18 protein-coding genes are annotated in these 18,552 nt (G+C 66.5%); 8 read left to right on the plus strand and 10 right to left on the minus strand.

Translation table 11 applies throughout. From position 1 onward, the window contains the following. Positions 1–5 precede the first annotated feature (5 nt). The gene (gene mutL / locus ARC39_RS24620) at positions 6–1,874 is read left to right on the plus strand and encodes a DNA mismatch repair endonuclease MutL (RefSeq protein WP_068119360.1); all 1,869 of its coding nucleotides are present in this window, start codon (positions 6–8) and stop codon (positions 1,872–1,874) included. Further along, the gene (locus tag ARC39_RS24625; RefSeq protein ID WP_068119362.1) at positions 1,871–3,064 is read left to right on the plus strand and encodes a DNA recombination protein RmuC; all 1,194 of its coding nucleotides are present in this window, start codon (positions 1,871–1,873) and stop codon (positions 3,062–3,064) included. Before mutL ends, ARC39_RS24625 begins: the two co-directional genes overlap by 4 nt. Before the next feature lie 93 nt (positions 3,065–3,157). Here ARC39_RS24625 and ARC39_RS24630 read toward each other — a convergent pair whose 3' ends face one another. Continuing rightward, positions 3,158–3,805 carry a ChrR family anti-sigma-E factor gene (locus ARC39_RS24630; RefSeq protein WP_068119364.1) on the minus strand — a complete coding sequence of 216 codons (648 nt, stop codon included), beginning with the start codon at positions 3,803–3,805 and terminating at the stop codon, positions 3,158–3,160. Then, positions 3,802–4,362, minus strand: a complete 561-nt coding sequence (locus tag ARC39_RS24635) for a sigma-70 family RNA polymerase sigma factor (protein ID WP_368085992.1) — start codon at positions 4,360–4,362, stop codon at positions 3,802–3,804. The genes ARC39_RS24630 and ARC39_RS24635 overlap by 4 nt, the downstream gene beginning before the upstream one ends. 240 nt (positions 4,363–4,602) lie before the next feature. Here ARC39_RS24635 and ARC39_RS24640 point away from each other — a divergent pair, with 240 nt between their 5' ends. Both ARC39_RS24640 and ARC39_RS24645 read left to right on the plus strand, forming a co-directional pair. Continuing rightward, positions 4,603–5,904 (plus strand): NAD(P)/FAD-dependent oxidoreductase, encoded by a 1,302-nt coding sequence (locus tag ARC39_RS24640; RefSeq protein WP_068119409.1) that lies wholly within the window; start codon positions 4,603–4,605, stop codon positions 5,902–5,904. Between the two features lie 241 nt (positions 5,905–6,145). Beyond that, positions 6,146–6,472 carry a DUF3775 domain-containing protein gene (locus ARC39_RS24645; protein WP_068119367.1) on the plus strand — a complete coding sequence of 109 codons (327 nt, stop codon included), beginning with the start codon at positions 6,146–6,148 and terminating at the stop codon, positions 6,470–6,472. Positions 6,473–6,551: 79 nt separating this feature from the next. Here the strand turns inward: ARC39_RS24645 and pnp are convergent, their stop codons facing one another. From pnp to truB, 4 genes are all read right to left on the minus strand, one after another. Further along, positions 6,552–8,687 carry a polyribonucleotide nucleotidyltransferase gene (gene pnp, locus ARC39_RS24650; protein ID WP_068119369.1) on the minus strand — a complete coding sequence of 712 codons (2,136 nt, stop codon included), beginning with the start codon at positions 8,685–8,687 and terminating at the stop codon, positions 6,552–6,554. A 359-nt stretch (positions 8,688–9,046) separates the two neighbouring features. Beyond that, on the minus strand, positions 9,047–9,316 hold the full coding sequence (gene rpsO / locus ARC39_RS24655; protein ID WP_068119412.1) for a 30S ribosomal protein S15: 270 nt from the start codon (positions 9,314–9,316) through the stop codon (positions 9,047–9,049). Positions 9,317–9,462: 146 nt separating this feature from the next. After that, entirely contained in the window at positions 9,463–9,987 is a 525-nt protein-coding gene (locus ARC39_RS24660) for a DUF1643 domain-containing protein (RefSeq protein ID WP_068119373.1), read from the minus strand. Then, the gene (truB, locus tag ARC39_RS24665; protein ID WP_068119376.1) at positions 9,984–10,904 is read right to left on the minus strand and encodes a tRNA pseudouridine(55) synthase TruB; all 921 of its coding nucleotides are present in this window, start codon (positions 10,902–10,904) and stop codon (positions 9,984–9,986) included. Before truB ends, ARC39_RS24660 begins: the two co-directional genes overlap by 4 nt. A 356-nt stretch (positions 10,905–11,260) precedes the next feature. Here truB and ARC39_RS24670 point away from each other — a divergent pair, with 356 nt between their 5' ends. Further along, the gene (locus ARC39_RS24670; RefSeq protein WP_068119414.1) at positions 11,261–11,605 is read left to right on the plus strand and encodes a DUF2794 domain-containing protein; all 345 of its coding nucleotides are present in this window, start codon (positions 11,261–11,263) and stop codon (positions 11,603–11,605) included. Positions 11,606–11,613: 8 nt separating this feature from the next. On the opposite strand, the gene ARC39_RS24675 is transcribed toward ARC39_RS24670, so the two are convergent. From ARC39_RS24675 to ARC39_RS24685, 3 genes are all read right to left on the minus strand, one after another. Then, positions 11,614–12,447 (minus strand): C40 family peptidase, encoded by an 834-nt coding sequence (locus ARC39_RS24675; protein WP_068119377.1) that lies wholly within the window; start codon positions 12,445–12,447, stop codon positions 11,614–11,616. After that, the gene (locus tag ARC39_RS24680; protein WP_068119381.1) at positions 12,444–13,841 is read right to left on the minus strand and encodes a leucyl aminopeptidase family protein; all 1,398 of its coding nucleotides are present in this window, start codon (positions 13,839–13,841) and stop codon (positions 12,444–12,446) included. Before ARC39_RS24680 ends, ARC39_RS24675 begins: the two co-directional genes overlap by 4 nt. 101 nt (positions 13,842–13,942) lie before the next feature. After that, positions 13,943–14,323 carry a hypothetical protein gene (locus ARC39_RS24685; RefSeq protein WP_236545397.1) on the minus strand — a complete coding sequence of 127 codons (381 nt, stop codon included), beginning with the start codon at positions 14,321–14,323 and terminating at the stop codon, positions 13,943–13,945. 170 nt (positions 14,324–14,493) lie between these two features. Here ARC39_RS24685 and ARC39_RS24690 point away from each other — a divergent pair, with 170 nt between their 5' ends. After that, positions 14,494–15,162 carry a carbonic anhydrase gene (locus tag ARC39_RS24690; RefSeq protein ID WP_068119386.1) on the plus strand — a complete coding sequence of 223 codons (669 nt, stop codon included), beginning with the start codon at positions 14,494–14,496 and terminating at the stop codon, positions 15,160–15,162. Between the two features lie 86 nt (positions 15,163–15,248). Next, on the plus strand, positions 15,249–15,785 hold the full coding sequence (locus tag ARC39_RS24695) for an SRPBCC family protein (protein WP_068119388.1): 537 nt from the start codon (positions 15,249–15,251) through the stop codon (positions 15,783–15,785). A gap of 116 nt (positions 15,786–15,901) precedes the next feature. On the opposite strand, the gene ARC39_RS24700 is transcribed toward ARC39_RS24695, so the two are convergent. Then, positions 15,902–16,924, minus strand: a complete 1,023-nt coding sequence (locus ARC39_RS24700; protein ID WP_068119391.1) for an aspartate-semialdehyde dehydrogenase — start codon at positions 16,922–16,924, stop codon at positions 15,902–15,904. A 226-nt stretch (positions 16,925–17,150) separates the two neighbouring features. Here ARC39_RS24700 and ARC39_RS24705 point away from each other — a divergent pair, with 226 nt between their 5' ends. After that, entirely contained in the window at positions 17,151–18,326 is a 1,176-nt protein-coding gene (locus tag ARC39_RS24705; protein WP_068119394.1) for an MFS transporter, read from the plus strand. Positions 18,327–18,552: the final 226 nt, after the last annotated feature.

The raw sequence follows: 18,552 nt of genomic DNA on the forward strand, positions 1-18,552 counted from the left end.
GTGGTATGTCCGCCGCCCACCCCAATATGAGCACTGAATCGGCAGATACGCCGATCATTCGTCAGCTTGACGAGACCGTCATCAACCGCATCGCGGCCGGCGAGGTCGTGGAGCGGCCGGCCTCCGCCGTCAAGGAGCTGGTGGAGAACGCGGTCGACGCCGGGGCGCGGCGCGTGGAGATTGCCGTCGCCGATGGCGGCAAGAGCCTGATCCGCGTCACCGATGACGGCTGCGGTATTCCGGCGGGCGACCTGCCGCTGGCGCTCGCGCGGCACGCGACATCCAAGATCGACGGCAGCGACCTGCTGGACATCCGGTCCTTCGGATTTCGCGGCGAGGCGCTGGCCTCGCTCGGCGCGGTCGGGCGGCTGAGCGTGACGAGCCGCGCCGCCGGCAGTGCCGAGGCGGCCCGCGTCGCCGTCAACGGCGGCGCGATGGGGGCTGTCGCACCCGCCGCGCTCACCCGCGGCACGGTGGTGGAACTGCGGGATCTGTTCTACGCCACGCCGGCGCGGCTCAAGTTCATGCGCAGCGACCGGGCGGAAGCGCAGGCCATTGGCGACGTGGTGAAGCGCCTGGCGATGGCCGAACCCGCGGTGGCCTTCACGTTGTGCGACGTGACCGGGGGCGGCGATGGGCGCGTGAGCTTCCGCGCCGATGCGGAGACCGGGGATCTGTTCGACGCCCTGCGGGGGCGGATCGGGCGCGTGCTCGGGACCGAGTTCGTCGAGAACGCGATATCGCTCGATGCGGAGCGCGAGGGGCTGCGCCTGACGGGGCTCGCGGCAGTGCCGACCTATTCGCGCGGCTCGGCGGTGGCGCAATACCTCTTCGTCAACGGCCGGCCGGTGCGGGACAAGCTGCTGATCGGCGCGTTGCGCGCGGCCTACATGGATTTCCTCTCCCGCGACCGGCACCCGGCGACGGTTCTGTTCATCGATTGCGATCCGCAACTGGTGGATGTGAACGTGCACCCCGCGAAGGCCGAGGTCCGGTTCCGCGAGCCCGGCACGGCGCGCGGCCTGATCGTTTCCGGCCTGCGGCACGCGCTGGCGGAGGCCGGGCATCGCGCCTCCACCACGGTTGCCGGCGCGACCCTCGGCGCGATGCGCCCCGAGGGGGTACCGGATGCGGCCACCGCCCCGCGCGTCTACCAGATGGACCGCCCGTCGCGGGGCGCACTCGACACCGCCTACCGCTTCCAGGCGCCGCCCGCCGAAACGCCGGGATTCGCGGAAACCGCCGCCCCCTCCGCCCGGATCGAGCCGGACCCGCAGGAACCCGCGGCGGAGCATTTGCCGCTCGGTGCAGCCCGCGCGCAGGTTCACGAGAACTACATCGTCGCACAGACGGCGAGCGGCATCGTGCTCGTGGATCAGCACGCGGCCCATGAACGGCTGGTCTACGAGAAGCTCAAGCGCCAGGTCGCCGAGACCGGCGTGGCGGCGCAGGCGCTTCTGATCCCCGAGATCGTGCAGCTCTCGGAGGGCGATTGCGAGCGGCTGCTTGCGCTGTCCGGCGAGTTGAAACGCCTTGGCCTCACGCTGGAACCCTTTGGCGGCGGCGCCGTGGCGGTGCGGGAGACCCCGGCCATCCTCGGCGAGATCGACGCGGGCCGTCTGCTTGCCGACATCCTCGACGAGATCGCCGATCTCGGGGACAGCACGACGCTCGGCAGCCGCATCGACGCGGTGCTGAGCCGGGTGGCCTGCCACGGCTCCATCCGGTCGGGGCGGCGGATGCGCGCCGAGGAGATGAATGCGCTGCTGCGCCAGATGGAGGCGACGCCGCATTCCGGCCAGTGCAACCACGGCCGGCCGACCTATGTGGAGTTGAAGCTGAGCGATATCGAGAGGCTTTTCGGGCGCACATGATACAGCTTGGCGATACCCAGATCTCTCTCTCCGACCCGGTGACGCTCGCGGCGCTGGCGGCTGTGGCGGCACTGGTGCTGCTCTTCGTCCTGCTCGTGCTGGCCGTGCGCCGCGCCGGTGCCGCGGCACGGCTGGCGGAACCGATGCTGCAGCAGGTCGCGGCGCTTGGGCACCGGGTGCAGGCGCTTGGCGACGGGCAGCAGCAACTGGCGGGCGGATTGACCCACGTCTCCGAGGCCCAGACCCAGGCGCAGGCGCAGATGCTGCAACTGATGGAGGCGCGGCTGGCCGAGGTGACGACGCGGATGGGGGAAAGCCTGCAGGGCTCGTCGACCCGCACGGCGCGGTCCCTCGGTGAGTTGCAGCAGCGGCTGGAGACGATCGACCGCGCCCAGGCCAAGATCGAGAAACTCTCCGGCGACGTGCTGTCGTTGCAGGACATCCTGTCCAACAAGCAGACGCGCGGTGCCTTTGGCGAGATCCAGCTTCAGGACATCGTCTCCAAGGCGCTGCCAAAGGACAGCTACGACTGGCAGGCGACGCTCTCGAACGGCAAACGGGCCGATTGCCTGATCCGCCTGCCCAACCCGCCCGGACCCATCGTGATCGACAGCAAGTTTCCGCTGGAAGCCTACGAGGCGCTGCGGAACGCCGGGACGCCCTGGGAGCTGAACGAGGCCGCCAAATCCATGCGCACCGCCGTCAAGGCGCATATCAAGGCGATTTCGCAGAAATACATCCTGGAGGGGGAGACGGCGGACGGGGCGTTGATGTTCCTGCCCTCCGAAGCGGTTTACGCGGAACTGCACGCGAACTTCCCGGACCTCGTGCGGGAAGGGTTCGCGGCCCGCGTCTGGATCGTCTCGCCCACCACCTGCATGGCCACGCTCAACACGATGCGCGCGGTGCTCAAGGATGCAAGGATGCGGGAGCAGGCAGGCGCGATCCGGCGCGAACTGGGGCTGCTGCACGGCGACGTGGAACGGCTGGAGACGCGGGTCGGAAACCTCGACAAGCATTTCTCGCAGGCGGCCAAGGATATCGGAGAGATCCGGATCAGCGCCGAGAAGGCCGGCAAGCGCGCGCGCAGGCTCGACAGTTTCGATTTCGACGAGCTTGCCGATGAGACCACGCCCCCGGCACCGCCAGGCACCCGGGCGCCGGTGCAGATCCTGCGTCAGGACGGTTGAACGGTGCTGGTGCCGCGCGCGGCGCGCGCGGCACGGCCCAACCGCCGGACGCGCATCTGCGATGCGCGGCGGGCGGGCGGGAGCCGCCCCTGCTCAGATCTTGAGAAAGGGCTGAACGAGGCGCGGCAGCAGGCCCGAGAACTTCAGCGGACCTTCGGTCACGGCCAGGCAGATGCAATCCTCGCCCTCGTCGGCCACCGGCATGTGGGAGACATCGTCGTCGGCGACCTCAAGATCGCCGCGCGCGAAGCGGTCTTCCCCGTCCAGAAAGGCGCCTTGCAGAACCAGCGTCATTTCCAGCCCACGGTGTCCGTGATCGGGCATTTCGCAGCCGGCCGGAATGTAGAGCAGGCGCGCGGTTGCCTCGTCCGACGTGCTCAGGATCGCCTGTTTGACGCCCATGCCGACCGGCCGCCACCGGACGGCGGAAATGTCTCCGCCGACGTAGTCGCGGACCGGTTGGGGCAACACGGTGCAATGGCCGGCAGGCGGCGGGGCCGCCGCTGCGGGCGGGCCGGCCGCGATGAGCGCAAGCGTCGCCTCCAGGCTGCCGGCAGGCATCGACGCGGTTTCGCAATGCTCTAGTACGGCGCCGCCGACGGCCTCGATCTCATCCAGCCGCGCACGCGATTCGGGGCAGAGCGATACATGGCTCGCCACGGCGAGGTTGAACGCTTCGGCCAGATTGCCGGCGGCGTAGTCCGTCAGGTATTCGTCGGATATCTGATGATGAACGGTCATTCGTTCACCCCCTTCATTTCATGGCGCAATCGGTCCAGCGCCAGCCTCAGTCTCGATTTGATGGTTCCAAGCGGCAGCCCTGTGCGCGTTGCGATTTCCCGATGTGACAAGTCACCGAAATACGCATCCTGCACGAGTGTGCGTTGCTTTTCCGGAAGCGCCGCGATGGCCTTTGCGAGCCGCTCTGCCTCTTGCTGCCGTGACAGCACGTCGGCCTGTTCCGGCTCCGGTTCTGGCCCCCAGGGGAGATCTTCCGGTTCGGGGCGGCGTTGGCGCCGCAGCATGTCGACCTTCCGGTTCCGCGCGATGGTGAACACCCAGGTGGCAACGCTCGCCTTCGCGGGGTCGAACATGTGCGCCTTGTGCCAGAGCGTGGCCATGACCTCCTGCGTGCATTCCTCGGCCAGCGTCGGGCTGGCTCCGGATTTCATCAGGAAGGCTTTCACGCGCGGTGCGAAATGCTGGAACAGCTCGGCAAACGCCGCCTGATCCCCGTGCGTGCAGATGCGCAGCACATGGTTGGCCCAATCCGTTTGTTCGATAGACGTCTGTGACACCGCGACCCTGTTCTCGTCCCGCTTGCTTTTGGGGACACTATAGGTGGCGGGCGGGACGCGCGAAACGGCAAAGGGCGCGGATATTGTCTCGGTCAACATGCCACTTCTACGCCGGTGCACCGCGATCAGATCACGTCGACGGACGAAAAAAATCTTGTGATCCACTCACAAAGCCGAAACGTAGGGAAAAAAAACGACGGCAACCGCGCCGAACGTTGCCGTCACCAGGAGGACGAGTGCATGCCTTTCGACAGAGCCGCCGCCGCGCCCCGCAGGATCGCCGTTGTGGGGGGGGGCATTTCCGGCATGGGCGCTGCGCACTTCCTCGCGGATCATCATCGCGTCGTTCTGTTCGAGGGGGGTGCGCGGCTGGGCGGCCACGCGCGCACCCTCGTGGCGGGGCGGCACGGGGATCAACCCGTCGATACCGGCTTCATCGTGTTCAACCGCCCGAACTATCCACGGCTCACCGCCCTGTTCGACCGGCTCGACGTGCCGGTTGCGCCGTCGGACATGACATTCGCCGCGTCGATCGACGGCGGGCGGATCGAATACGGGTTGCGCAACATTCGCACGCTCTTCGCGCAGCGGCGCAATCTCGCGCGGCCGTCGTTCCTGCGGATGATCCGGGACATCGTGAAGTTCAACAGCCGCGCGGAAGCGGCCGTTGCCATGGCGCCCGGCGCCACGATCGGCGATCTGCTCCGCACCCTGGGAACCGGCCGGTGGTTTCGCGACTATTACCTGTCGCCGCTGTCGGGCGCGATCTGGTCGACCCCGGCACGGGAGATCCTGGATTTTCCGGCGCGTGCCATGGTCGAGTTCTTCCGCAACCACGCGCTTCTGCACCACACCGGCCAGCACCAGTGGTACACGGTGCGCGGCGGTTCGGTGCAATACGTCTCGCGCCTTGGCCGCGAACTTGCGCGGCAGGGGGTGGAGACCCGGTTGGCGAGCCCGGTCGCGGCCGTCCGGCGCGGGCCCGGCTACGTGGACCTGCGCGCCCGGGGCGGCGATTGGGAACGGTTCGACGATGTGGTGTTTGCGACCCATTCCAACGACACGCTGGGGCTGCTTGCCGACCCGCTCCCGCACGAGCAAGCCGCGCTCGCGGCGATTGCCTTTCGGCCCAACGACGTGACGCTGCATGCGGATTCGTCGGTGATGCCACGCCGCCGCGCCTGCTGGTCGGCCTGGAATTACGCCGAGGCGCCCGGCAAACGATGCGAGCGGATTGACCTGACCTACTGGATGAACGCGCTTCAGGGGATTCCCGCAAGCGACCCGCTGTTTGTCACGCTCAACAGCACGCGCCCGATCCGCGACGAGCTGATCTACGACCAGACGACGATGCATCACCCGGTCTACAACCTCGCGGCATTCGCTGCCCAGGAGGCGCTCGCCAAACGCAACGGCGAGGCGCGGACGTGGTTCTGCGGCGCGTGGATGAAGAGCGGGTTTCACGAGGACGGCCTGGCGAGTGCCGCCGATGTTGCCGATGCGATCCTGTCGGAATCCACGCTGGCGACGGCGGCGCAATGACGGCGGCGGGGCGTCGGGCCTGCAGCGGGCGACCCGATGCCCGGAACCACGATTGGCCGGTTGGCTGAAACTGGCCCGCCGCGCGCAAATGACCGCTTCGGGGCTGGCAAAGCCGCGGGACTGGCCTTTTCGGCACCATTCCCGGCCCTTCTTGCAACAAGTTAGCGCCAGCGGTGACGGTTCCGCTTGCCTCTGCCCGCGTGGCGGGGAAAACTAAGGAACAGAATGAAAGGAAAGGACGATGCTCGACATCAGCACTGGAAAGGTTGTGAGGGTCATCGCTCTGGCTCGCGAATTCGGTCCGGACAACGGCCGTTTGCGGGACTACATCTCCGGGTTGAACGTGGACGAGCAGGTCAGCCTCGTTGCCTGCATGTGGATCGGCCGGGAGAGCTTCATGGCCGACGAGCTGGAGGATGCGCTCGCCACCGCGCGCGCCGAACGGACCGCGCCGACGGAAGACTACCTGACAGGAATCCCGGAACTCGCGAGCTTTCTCGAAGACGGGATGGACGCCCTCGGGATCAACGTCGCGGATGAGGAAGACCGGCTGCGCGAACGCGGCTGACCCCCCCTCCGAAACGAATTGCGGGCGGCAACGCGTCCGCATTGCCACCCGCACATTCTGAACAAGGATCAGAAGCGCCCTAGTTGGCCGCTTCCTCCTTCTTGGCCGGCTCGCCGGTTTCCTGGTCCACGACCTTCATCGACAGACGTACCTTGCCGCGGTCGTCGAAGCCCAGCAGCTTGACCCAGACTTCCTGACCTTCCTTGAGCACATCGGAGGGATGGTTCAGGCGGCGGTTCTCGATCTGGGAGACGTGCACGAGGCCGTCGCGCTTGCCGAAGAAGTTCACGAAGGCGCCGAAATCGACGATCTTCACGACCTTGCCCTTGTAGATCTTGCCTTCTTCCGGCTCGGCCACGATCGAGTAGATCATGTCGTAGGCCTTCTGGATGGCTTCGGCATTCGGCGAGGCGATCTTGATCACGCCGTCGTCGTTGATGTCGACCTTGGCGCCGGAGGTTTCCACGATCTCGCGGATCACCTTACCGCCCGAGCCGATCACTTCGCGGATCTTGTCGGTCGGGACCTGCATGGTCTCGATGCGCGGGGCGTGGGCGGAGAATTCGCTGCGGCCCTCGGAGAGCGCCTTGCCCATCTCGCCGAGAATGTGCATCCGGCCTTCCTTGGCCTGGGCCAAGGCGTTCTTCATGATCTCCGGGGTGATGCCGGCGACCTTGATGTCCATCTGCAGCGAGGTGATGCCCGCCTCGGTACCAGCGACCTTGAAGTCCATGTCGCCGAGGTGATCCTCGTCGCCCAGGATGTCGGTCAGGATGGCGTAGGAGCCGTCCTCTTCCAGCACGAGACCCATCGCGACACCGGCCACCGGCGCCTTTAGCGGCACGCCCGCGTCCATCATCGACAGCGAGGAGCCGCAGACGGTGGCCATGGAGGACGAGCCATTGGACTCGGTGATCTCGGAGACAAGCCGGATCGTGTAGGGGAAGTCGGTCGCAGCCGGCAGGACGGCCTGCAATGCACGCCATGCGAGCTTGCCGTGGCCGATTTCGCGGCGGCCCGGACCGCCCACGCGGCCAACTTCACCGACCGAGTAGGGCGGGAAGTTGTAGTGCAGCAGGAAGTTGGACCGGAAATTGCCGTGCAGCGCGTCGATGATCTGCTCGTCCTCGCCGGTGCCCAGCGTGGTGACGACCAGACCCTGCGTCTCACCGCGGGTGAAGAGCGCGGAGCCGTGGGTGCGCGGCAGGAGCCCTGCCTCGACCTCGATCAGGCGCACCGTGGTGGTGGAGCGTCCGTCGATACGCTTGCCGTTCTTGACGACGTCGCCGCGCAGGATGGACGATTCCAGCTTCTTCAGCGCGGAGCCGAGGTTGGCGTCTTCCTGTTGCTCCTCGGTGAGCGCCTCGATGATCTTGGTGCGGACGGCGCCAACGGTGTTGGTGCGTTCCTGCTTGTCGAGGATCGCATAGGCCGCGCGCATTTCTTCCTCGCCGGCGGCCTTCACCGCGGCATAGAGGTCGGCGTAATCCGGCGCCTGATAGTCGAACGGCTCCTTCGCGGCCTCTTCGGCCAGCGAAATGATCAGGTCGATCACCGGCTGGATCTGCTCGTGTGCAAAGACCACGGCGCCCAGCATCTCGTCTTCCGACAGCTCGTAGGCTTCGGATTCGACCATCATCACCGCGTCCTTGGTGCCGGCGACAACCAGGTCGAGCCGCTGCTCGGGGTTGTTGCGCAGCTGGTCCATGTCCGCGACTTCGGGGTTCAGCACGTATTCGCCGTCGACGTAGCCGACGCGGGCAGCGCCGATCGGGCCTCGGAACGGCACGCCGGAGATCGTCAGCGCAGCCGATGCGGCGATCATCGCGACGATGTCGGGGTCATTCACGAGGTCGTGGCTCAGAACCGTGCACATCACCAGCACTTCGTGTTTGAAGCCGGGCACGAAGAGCGGACGGCAGGGGCGGTCGATCAGCCGCGCGGTCAGCGTTTCCTTCTCGGTCGGCCGGGCCTCCCGCTTGAAGAACCCGCCGGGGATCTTGCCGGCGGCATAATATTTTTCCTGGTAATGAACGGTCAGCGGGAAGAAGTCCTGCCCCGGCTTCGGTTCCTTGGCGAAGGTCACGTTGGCCATCACCGAGGTCTCTCCCAGCGTCGCGATGACGGAGCCATCGGCCTGACGCGCAACCTTGCCGGTTTCCAGTGTGAGCGTCTCCTGCCCCCACTGCATTGATTTTTTCACTTCATTGAACATCTAGCGTATCCTGTCTGGGAGCACTCCCGGGCGTATCCCGGGTCTCCCGTTTGAATGGCGGCCCCATTGCCGCCGACCCCTTCTATCTTCCTTCACGGTGCCGGGGTCTGTCGCACCACGTCTCAGATTCTGCGCGGATACACGGGATTGGGACGCTTGAAAAGCACTTCGTTGGTGTGCCAATGCCCATTGACCGCGTTCCGCCGCCCGGAGCGGGCGGTCTGCCGCCGGCGCCGGACGCGCTGGCAGGGCCGTTGTGGATGGCCTGACCGGGACGGGAACCGTCGGGTCTGGTGGGGGTGCCCGAAATGAGAAAGGGCCGCCGAAGCGACCCTTTCCGGTATTCCATGTCGCTACGGTCAGCGGCGGATGTTCAGGCGCTTGATGAGGTCGCTGTAGCGCGCCTCGTCCTTGCCCTTCAGGTAGTCCAGCAGCTTCCGGCGCTGCGCGACGAGCTTCAGGAGGCCACGACGGGAGTGGTTGTCCTTCTTGTGGGTCTTGAAGTGCTCGGTCAGCGTGTTGATCCGCGAGGTCAGGATCGCAACCTGGACTTCCGGCGAACCGGTGTCGCCGTCCTTGGTGGCGTATTCCTTGATGACGCGTTCTTTGTCTTCGACTGTGATCGACATCGGGGTCTCCTTGAGGTTTGAGTGAATGGCGCAAGCCGGGATGTCGTCCAGCAGGGCCCATGGAGAGGTATCCACGCCACGGATTCGCAGCGCGGATGCGGGCATATAGAGGAAATCCGGCCGGGACGGAAGCGTTTTTGCGCCGCTCAGGGCGCCTCCGCGCCGACCGGCCATGGCACGGGCCGTGCCGCGTAGGTTACATAGAGCGGATGGCGCGGGTGGCCGTGGCGCGTGAGACCGAGGGTCATCAGCGGATGGCCGGCGCCGCGCAACAGCCGTTCGACCGAAGCGCCGCGGTCCAGATGCTCCCCATGGACGCCCCAGGCGCAAAGGATCGTGTCGGCTTGCGCGCAGTGTGCGAGAAGGACGGCGTCGTTCTCCGGCCCGACGGGGTTCGCCGCGCGGCGGAGATTGGCCGGATCGGTTTCCCGCCAGGCGAAGATATTGCAGGCGGTGAAGGCGCCATAGCCCAGGGCGCGGGCGCGGCGCTCGCAGCGTTCGATGGTCGGATCGTTCGCTTTCTCTGTCGCCTTGGACGGGTTGAGCATGATGTAGAGCAGATGCTGCCCCTGCGCGTCCCAGCGGCGCGTCAGGGCATAGCGGTACAGCTCGCAATCCGAGTAGAGCGCGGACGACGGCGCGTCGCCCTTGACGTGGTCGCGCGCGATCATCCGGCTGTCGGCAGGTTGAAGACGCGCGCCGGGTGCAACTCGCCGCTGCGGTAGGTGCCGATCGCGATGGGCTGGCCCTGGTAGGCCGCCCAGGCGAGGTCGCCGTATTCCACCCCGGCGGCGGACAAGACCATGCCCGGATTGCCGTTGCGCAGGCGCGCCGCGCCTTCGGGGGTGCAGGGGAGCATCGGCAGGTCCGTCAGCCCCTCCTGAAGCGGCCGAAGCCAGCGGTCCAGATCCGGTGTGCGCGCCTGCGCCTCCAGCGTCTCCCAGGTCAGGGCGCCCTCGGTATCGAACGGGCCGGACCAGATGCGGCGCAGGGCGGTCACATGCGCGTGGCATCCGAGCGCCGCGCCGAGGTCGCGCGCGATCGAGCGCACGTAGCCCCCCTTTCCGCAGACCATTTCCAGTTCCGCGTGATCGGCGTCGGGCCGCGCGACCAGGCGCAGGCTGTCGACGAAGAGCGGGCGGGCGGCGATCTCGAAATCCTCGTCCTCGCGGGCCAGCGCATAGGCCCGCTCGCCGTCGATCTTCACCGCCGAATACTTCGGCGGGACCTGCAGGATATCGCCGGTGAAGGCGGGCAAGGCCGCTTCGACCTCATCGTTCGCCGGGCGGGAATCGCTTTGGGCAATCACCTCGCCCTCGGCGTCGTCGGTGTTGGTTGCCTGCCCGAACCGGATCGTGAAGCGGTAGGCCTTCAGGCTGTCGGTGACATAGGGAACGGTCTTGGTCGCCTCGCCAAGCGCCACGGCGAGTACGCCGGTCGCCGCCGGATCGAGCGTTCCGGCGTGCCCGGCTTTCCTGGCCTCGAATGCCCACCGGACCTTGTTCACGACGGCGGTGGAGGTCGGGCCGGCCGGTTTGTCGACGATGACCCAGCCGGAAATATCGCGCCCCTTGCGTCTGCGTGCCATGCGTACCCCCATTCGGATGAGGGCGGCGGGGTAGCCTGTGATGCCGAGGGCGTCAATCCTTTCGGGACATGCCGTGACCGGGGCCGGGGCATACCGCGACGGGTGCGCACGATCGATGCGTCAGGTCTCTGCAAGCAATTCGGGGGGGGGTTGGTAGCTCCGGTGCCGCGGCTGGGTGGGGGCTGTTAATCCGCGGCACCGGATGAGCCGTAGCCCACTACATCGCCAAGGATGGCCTTCGCGACGTGGCGCGGGTGAGGGCAGCCTGCGGAAATCCTGAGGTTTTTTTGCGACTGAAATGCGGCGGGATGCATTTCTACGTTGATTTGATGCAGGCTCCGGCCCAGAGTTGGTGCATGAACATGGAGTCTCCGACACCCTTGTCCGTCGGCCACCTGCCGCAGCAGGTGGCCTTTCACCGAATAGAACTGAGTGCGATCCTGGGTATCTACGGCCGGATGGTGGCCGCAGGCGAATGGCGGGATTACGGCATTTCCTGCCTTCGGGATGTGGCTGTCTTCTCGATTTTCCGCCGCACCGCCGAGACGCCGATCTACCGGATCGAGAAACGGCCCAAGCTGCGCAGCAAGCAGGGGATGTATGCGGTCATCGGCATGGATGGCCAGATCCTCAAGCGCGGGCACGATCTGAAGACCGTGCTGCGGGTGCTGGAGCGGAAGCTCATCCGGGTCGTGGAATAGCGTCGGTTCTACGGTATGCGCCTGTGAGAGGTGACAGGTCCGGTTTCGCTGGCAGCGATCCGGGCGATTGCCGCGTTTAGCGGTTCACGGGCGACGGACATGTGATGGGCATTTGCGTGCAGGAGCGTTTCGGCGTCGGCCGCGAATGCCACATGCCCTTTCCAGAAAAACAGGTCTCCGCGCCGCACCGGAGAGCCGGATGGTAGGGGCGCACCGAGCGCGGATTCCTGCAGATCGCTGTCGCCGGGGCAGGGGATGCCACAGGCAAGCAGAGCGGCCTGGACCAGACCGGAACAATCTATGCCCGAGCGGGAATTGCCGCCCCAGAGATATGGCGTTCCGAGATAGAGTTCCGCCACCGAGACGGGATCGGTCTCGACCGTGTCCAAGGACGCGACATGGCCGGCGGGTACGAAATGGCCGCGATCCGTCTCGCAATAGGCTCCCTTCGCCGCGCCGAGCGTCAGCCTGGCGCCATGCGAAAGCAGGCACACCTCCGTCTGTTTCAGGTCCGGCGCGGGGTAGAGATGCGTGGCCGCCGCGCTTACCCGGTGGGTTGCACGCAGATCCGCGCCGAGCGCGTTCATCGGCAGATAGCCGACGTACCCGTCGCGCTCCGATTGCACGAAGGCGACGCCGTCTCGATCGTCCAGGAGCCGCACACGCTCGCCATAGAGGAGTTGCCGTTCGCGGCGGCCATGCGGGGACTGGAGGAGATCGGTCACCGGGAGCGCGATGCGGCGCCAGGTACCCGCCACGTAGCGCGGGGCCGCGACGGTGCCTTGAAGTTCGAGCGCGGCGACGTGGGCATTGGCAGGCGTCAGGCGCGGATCGGCGCTCACAGGTCGAGCACCGCAGGCAGCGCCCCGAGGATCGCGCGCGCGCCCTGCCCGACGCCGCCGACCGGCCGGGCCGGTGCGGCAGACGGCTGCCAGCCGTAGATGTCGAAATGGGTGTATCGCTCGGCGCCTTCGGTGAAGCGGCGCAGGAAAAGCGCGGCGGTGATCGCGCCCGCCATGCCCCCCTTGGGCGCATTGTCGAGATCTGCAATCGCCGGTTCCACCATGGATTCGTAGGGTGGGTGGAAGGGCAGGCGCCAGACCGGATCGGCCACGCGCGCGCCGGCGTCGGCGAGGGCGGCCGCCGTGGCGGCGTCATCGGTGAAGAACGGCGCGATGTCGGCGCCGAGTGCGACCCGGGCGGCACCGGTAAGCGTCGCCATGGAAATCAGCAGGTCGGGCGATTCCTCCGCGGCGAGTGCGAGCGCATCTGCCAGGACAAGACGGCCTTCGGCATCGGTGTTGTTGATCTCCACCGTCAATCCCTTGCGGGAGGTCAGCACGTCCTGCGGGCGGAAGGCATTGCCGGAGACGCTGTTTTCCACCGCGGGGATCAGGACACGCAGGCGCACCGGCAGCGCCAATTCCATGATCGACCGCGCCAAGCCCAGGACGTTCGCAGCGCCGCCCATGTCCTTCTTCATCAGGCCCATGGAACCGCCGGGTTTGAGATTGAGGCCGCCGGTATCGAAGCAGACGCCCTTGCCGACAAGGGTGAGCGCCGGACCGTCGGTTCCCCAATGCAGGTCGATCAACCGTGGCGCCCGGGGCGAGGCGCGGCCGACCGCATGGATCAGCGGGAAGTTCCTTGCGACGAGTTCCTCGCCGCGGATGACATGATGCGTTCCGCCGTAGCTGTCGAAGAGCGCGCAGGCCGCCTGTTCGAGCTCGTCCGGCCCCATGTCGTTGGCCGGCGTGTTGATCAGGTCACGCGTGAGCGCCTCCCCGGCTGCGATGGCCTCCAGCCGGGCCGCGTCGACGCCCGCGGGCGCCTTCAGGCGCGCAATGCGCGGCGTGTCCGATTGCGGTTTGTACCGGTCGAAGCGGTAGGCGGCCAGCAGCCAGCCGAGGGCCGTTTCCTCCAGCGCATCCGCGGGCAGCTCCGTCTCGATGTGGTAGGTCCCGGCGGGCAACGACGTGGCGGCAGACGCGACATGGAAGCGCCCGCGCGCGCGCTGGTCGGCGGTTCCGTAGCCTGCGATGGCAATCTCGCCGCTGTCGCCGCCGGCGAGGCCCGGCAGGATCGCCACCTGACCGAGTGCACCGGAGAACCCGATCCGCTCGACCCAGGAGGACACGTCCGCCGATTGCGCTTCGCGCCAGGCCGCAAGCGTGTCCGGGCTCAGGATATGGAGCCCGGTCGAGGGAAGGTCGGCATCGGCAAAGCGCAGGGGCATTCTTGTCTCCGGTCTCGTCTTGGACTGTCTGGCACGGGGCGCAGAGTAGTCCGTCCGGGCAGAGCCGCAAGGGCCGACGGGTGCCGGTGGGCCGCCCGGGACTACACGCGCATGTCCTGAATGTCCCACACGGCCATCAGGGACTTGTCGCCGACCCTCTCGAGACGGCTGAGCGTTGCGGCGAGCGCCGTCCGGTCGCCCGCATTCGCGCAATCGAAGACGTCTTCGGCGGCGGAGGCGACGGATTGCAGGCCGACCTGGTCGGCAATCGCGATCAGGCTGTGCGCAAGCCGCGAAAGCGCGTCGATGCGATTCGCGAACAGCATTGGTGCGAGATCAGAGAGGCGGATCGCCAATTCCTCGATCGCGCGGCAAACCACGTTCTCGGCGGCAACGGGGCCGAGTTGACGGTAGAGCGCGTCGAGTTTCTCCGAATCCAGCTGCACGGCCTCGTCGTGAACGAGACTTTCAATGATGGCCACCTGTTCCCCCATGTCATTCCTGTCGCCCGCACCACGGCGGATGTTGCTGCCGGGCCCTGAACAAAGGGTTAGAACGGGCCCCGAGATTTCCGGCAGAATGTCCTCGAATTTTCTCGATCCGCGCCCTAAAACGCCCTGACGCCCCTGTGACAGCTCAGACGGAGCCAGCCATGCCCAATAGCGACAAGCCCAACCACGCCAAGCCGCTGCCGCCCTACCTGGTGCCGCGCTATCACGGCTGGCATGCCACGACCTATACCGAGAACAAGATCTGGTATCGCAAGCTGGCCGAGGAGGGACAAAGTCCGCGCATCATGGCCATCGCCTGCTGCGACAGCCGGGTGAACGTGAACGCGGTCTTCAGCGCGGAGACCGGTGACATCTTCCTGCATCGCAACATTGCCAACGTGGTGCCGCCCTACCTGCCCGACGGCGACCCGCATGGCACGTCGGCGGCGTTGGAATATGCGGTGTCGGTTCTCCGGGTCGCGCATGTAATCGTCGTCGGGCATTCCGATTGCGGCGGCGTCCGCGGTTGCCAGCAGATGTGTTCCGGACATGCCCCGGAGCTTGAGGCGAAGGAGAGCTTCGTCGGGCGTTGGCTCGAAATCCTGCGGCCCGGCTACGAACGGGTTGCGCACATCGCGGACGAGACCGAACAGGTGCGCGCGCTGGAAAAGGAAACCGTCGTCGTGTCGCTGGAAAACCTCTGGGAGTTCCCCTTTGTGCGGGAGGCCGTGGAAGCGGAGCGGCTCTCCCTGCACGGGCTCTGGTTCGACATCGGCGCGGGGCGGCTGGAACATTACCTTCCCGAACAGGGGGGGTTCGTGCAGATCTGACGGTGGACGGCGTTGCGGGTGGCGCTTGCCTGATTGCCTGACCGTGGTAGCGTTCCGGCAAGTGGATTGACCAAAGGAATTGCGCAATGCTGACCCTTCTCCGGATTCTCTCCGGCCTTCTTCTGCTCGTCTGCATCCTGATTGGCGTGGCCTATCTGTTGCCCCGCGAAATCACCGTTGAGCGCGATATCGTCGTGGAGGCCCCGCCGGAGGCCGTCTTTCCCTACGTGAACTCGCTGAAGGAAATGCAGGCGTGGAATCCCTGGCTGGATCGCGATCCGGACGTTCAGCTGACCTTCGACGGGCCGGATGCGGGCGTCGGGGCGCGCATGTCGTGGCAATCCGAACAGCGCGACGTGGGAAGCGGATCGCAGGAGATCGTGGAAAGCGTGGAAAACGAGCGCGTGATCTCGGCGCTCGATTTTGGCGACATGGGGACGGCATCGGCATCGCTGTCGCTCAGCGCCGAGGGGAACGGCACGCGTGTCACCTGGGGGCTGGTGTCCGACATGGGCAACAACCCGGTGATGCGCTGGATGGGTCTGGCCATGGACGGGATGGTTGGCGGCGATTACGAAGCCGGGCTGACGAAACTGAAAGCCCTTCTGGACGGCGCCGGGTAGCGCCGGGTAGCGCCAGCAAGGAGGTGCCGGGCTCTCCCGCCCCCGGGACGGCGCGGCAGAGCCGCTGGCCCGGGGTTGGGCGTGGCGCGGCGGCTGGCGCCGCCGCGAGCCGGGCGTCAGCCCTTCTTCAGGACCCGGTTGCCGAGCAATTCGGCGATCTGCACGGCATTGAGGGCCGCGCCCTTGCGCAGGTTGTCGGAGACACACCAGAAGTTCAGGCCGTTCTCGACCGTGGAATCCTGGCGAATGCGGCTGATGAAGGTGGCATAATCGCCGACGCATTCGACCGGCGTGGTGTAGCCGCCGGATTCGCGCTTGTCGACGACGAGGATACCGGGGCTCTCGCGCAGGATATCGCGCGCCTCGTCCTCATCGAGGAAATCCTCTGTCTCGACATTCACCGCTTCAGAATGGCCGACGAAGACCGGCACGCGCACGCAGGTCGCGGTGACCTTGATCGAGGGATCGACGATCTTCTTGGTCTCGGCGATCATCTTCCACTCTTCCTTGGTCGAGCCGTCTTCCATGAAGACGTCGATGTGCGGGATTACGTTGAAGGCGATCTGCTTCTGGAACTTGGAGGGCTCGACCTCCTGACCCGGCACGTACATGCCCTTGGTCTGGTTCCACAACTCGTCGATGCCCTCCTTGCCGGCGCCGGACACCGACTGGTAGGTCGAGACGACGACGCGCTTGATCCGGGCCCGGTCGTGCAGCGGCTTCAGCGCCACCACCATCTGCGCCGTGGAGCAGTTGGGATTCGCGATGATGTTGCGGTTCTTGTAGTGCACGATCGCATCCGGGTTCACCTCCGGCACGATCAGCGGAATGTCGGGCTCGTACCGGTAGAGCGACGAGTTGTCGATCACGACACAGCCAGCGGCCGCCGCCTTGGGCGCGTATTTCTTCGTCGCGTCCGAGCCGACAGCGAAGAGCGCCATGTCCCAACCTTCGAAGTCGAAGGTGTCGAGGTCCTTGGTCTTGACGGTCGTGTCGCCAAAGCTGACTTCGGTGCCGAGAGATTTTCGACTGGCAAGCGCCGCGATCTCATCGACTGGGAACTGGCGCTCGGCCAGGATGTTCAGCATTTCGCGGCCCACGTTCCCCGTGGCACCAGCGACGACAACACGATACCCCATGTGTCCTTTCTCCTATAGTTGGCGCGCGCCGTGTAGCAGTGCTTTACGTCCGGTGAAAGAGCCTTTGCGAGCGCGCGGCCGGCAAGCCAGCTTGCGCGGAGCGCATTGGTCCCCCGGTTTCGCCGAATTCGGCCCGCCCGGACGGCATCCGGCGAGGGGCGCCGGGCCCGCGACCTGCGACGGCTTGGTGACTGTCCGCGCCTGCACGCGGTGATAGCTTCCGACCATGCCTGTGTCCGATCTGCGCCGCACCGTAGTGCTCACCATGCTCGTGTTCTTCGCGCAGCCATTTGCGACCGGATGCTGGATGGCACTGATCCCGACGGTCAAGGCCACGCTCGGACTCGGAGAGGGACAGCTGGCGATTGCGCTCCTCGGGATGCCGATCGGGTTGTTGCCGAGCCTGCCGGTGGCCGGGCGCGCGATTGTCCGGATTGGCCCGAGGCGGGCGCTCATGGCCGCGTTCCCGTTGCAGGCCGTGGCGCTCTGGCTCGTGTTGCTTGCCGGGAGCCTGCCGGGCCTGTTCCTGGCATTGGTGTGTCTCGGGGTCATCACGGCATTCTCGCAGGTGGGGCTCAATACCTATGCGGGGCGCCTGGAGAAGGAACGCAGCGTTGCCATCATGAGCCGGTGCCACGGTCTCTGGGCAATCGGGCTCATGGTATCGTCGGCACTTGCCGTCTTCGCGGCCGGACTTCCCGTCCAAGGTGGGCCGTTGCTGGTCGTCCTGTCGGCGATGGCTGGCGGCGTGTGGGCAACAACATGGTTGCCGAGGCTTGCCGGCGATATGGGGCAGCCCCCGCCGCCACGACGAAAGATCGGGGAGCTTCCGCCGGCCCTGGTCCAGATCGCGCTGTTTGCGCTTGTCGTGGCGATGACGGAAGGCGCGATGTCGGACTGGTCCGCCGTCTATATGGCGCAGCGTCTTTCGCCGGACAGCTCCGTGGCGGGCCTGTCGGTCTCCGTCTACGCAGCGACGCTGGCGGCCGGGAGGCTCTTCGGCGACGCGATGCGCGCGCGGCTCGGTGCGGTGCGGATTGCCCGGGTGACCGTCGCGGTCGCGATCGCCGGCGTTCTGTGCATGGTCGCTCCGTTTCCCAACTGGACCTGTTGGGTCGGTGTCGCGATGGTCGGCTTCGGCGTTTCCGTCGGGTTCCCGCTGGGCGTGTCGGCCGTGGCCGCTCTGGACGATCGCTACGAGGGGCCGAACATCGCCGCCCTGTCGACGATTGCGCTGTTCGGATTCCTGATCGGCCCGCCGCTGATCGGGTTCCTCGCCGAAATCCACTCCCTGCGGCTCGGATTGGCGGCACTGGTGCCGATGCTCTGCGCGAGCCTCGTCCTCGCGGGGAGCCTGTCGCCGACACCGCATAGGCGCCGCACGGCGCGGTCATTGCCCTGACAGGCGGGGCGCCACGATTCATCGCCACGCAGAGCCAACGGGGTGTAGGATCGAGGGCCGAAGGAATCGCCATTCGCGGGAGGTTCCGCTGGGGAAACCCGCTGGATTCGACGTGAAACGGCGGAAGTGAGCTCGTTAATTCGGTTTGTTTTCAGATAGTTAAGTTGTTTTTCGAAAAAAGTTCGCGATTCCCATCCGAATCCCCTTGCGGGTATTGGTTAGTATC

The organism is Tropicimonas marinistellae (assembly GCF_001509585.1).
In the GTDB taxonomy this organism is placed as follows: domain Bacteria; phylum Pseudomonadota; class Alphaproteobacteria; order Rhodobacterales; family Rhodobacteraceae; genus Tropicimonas; species Tropicimonas marinistellae.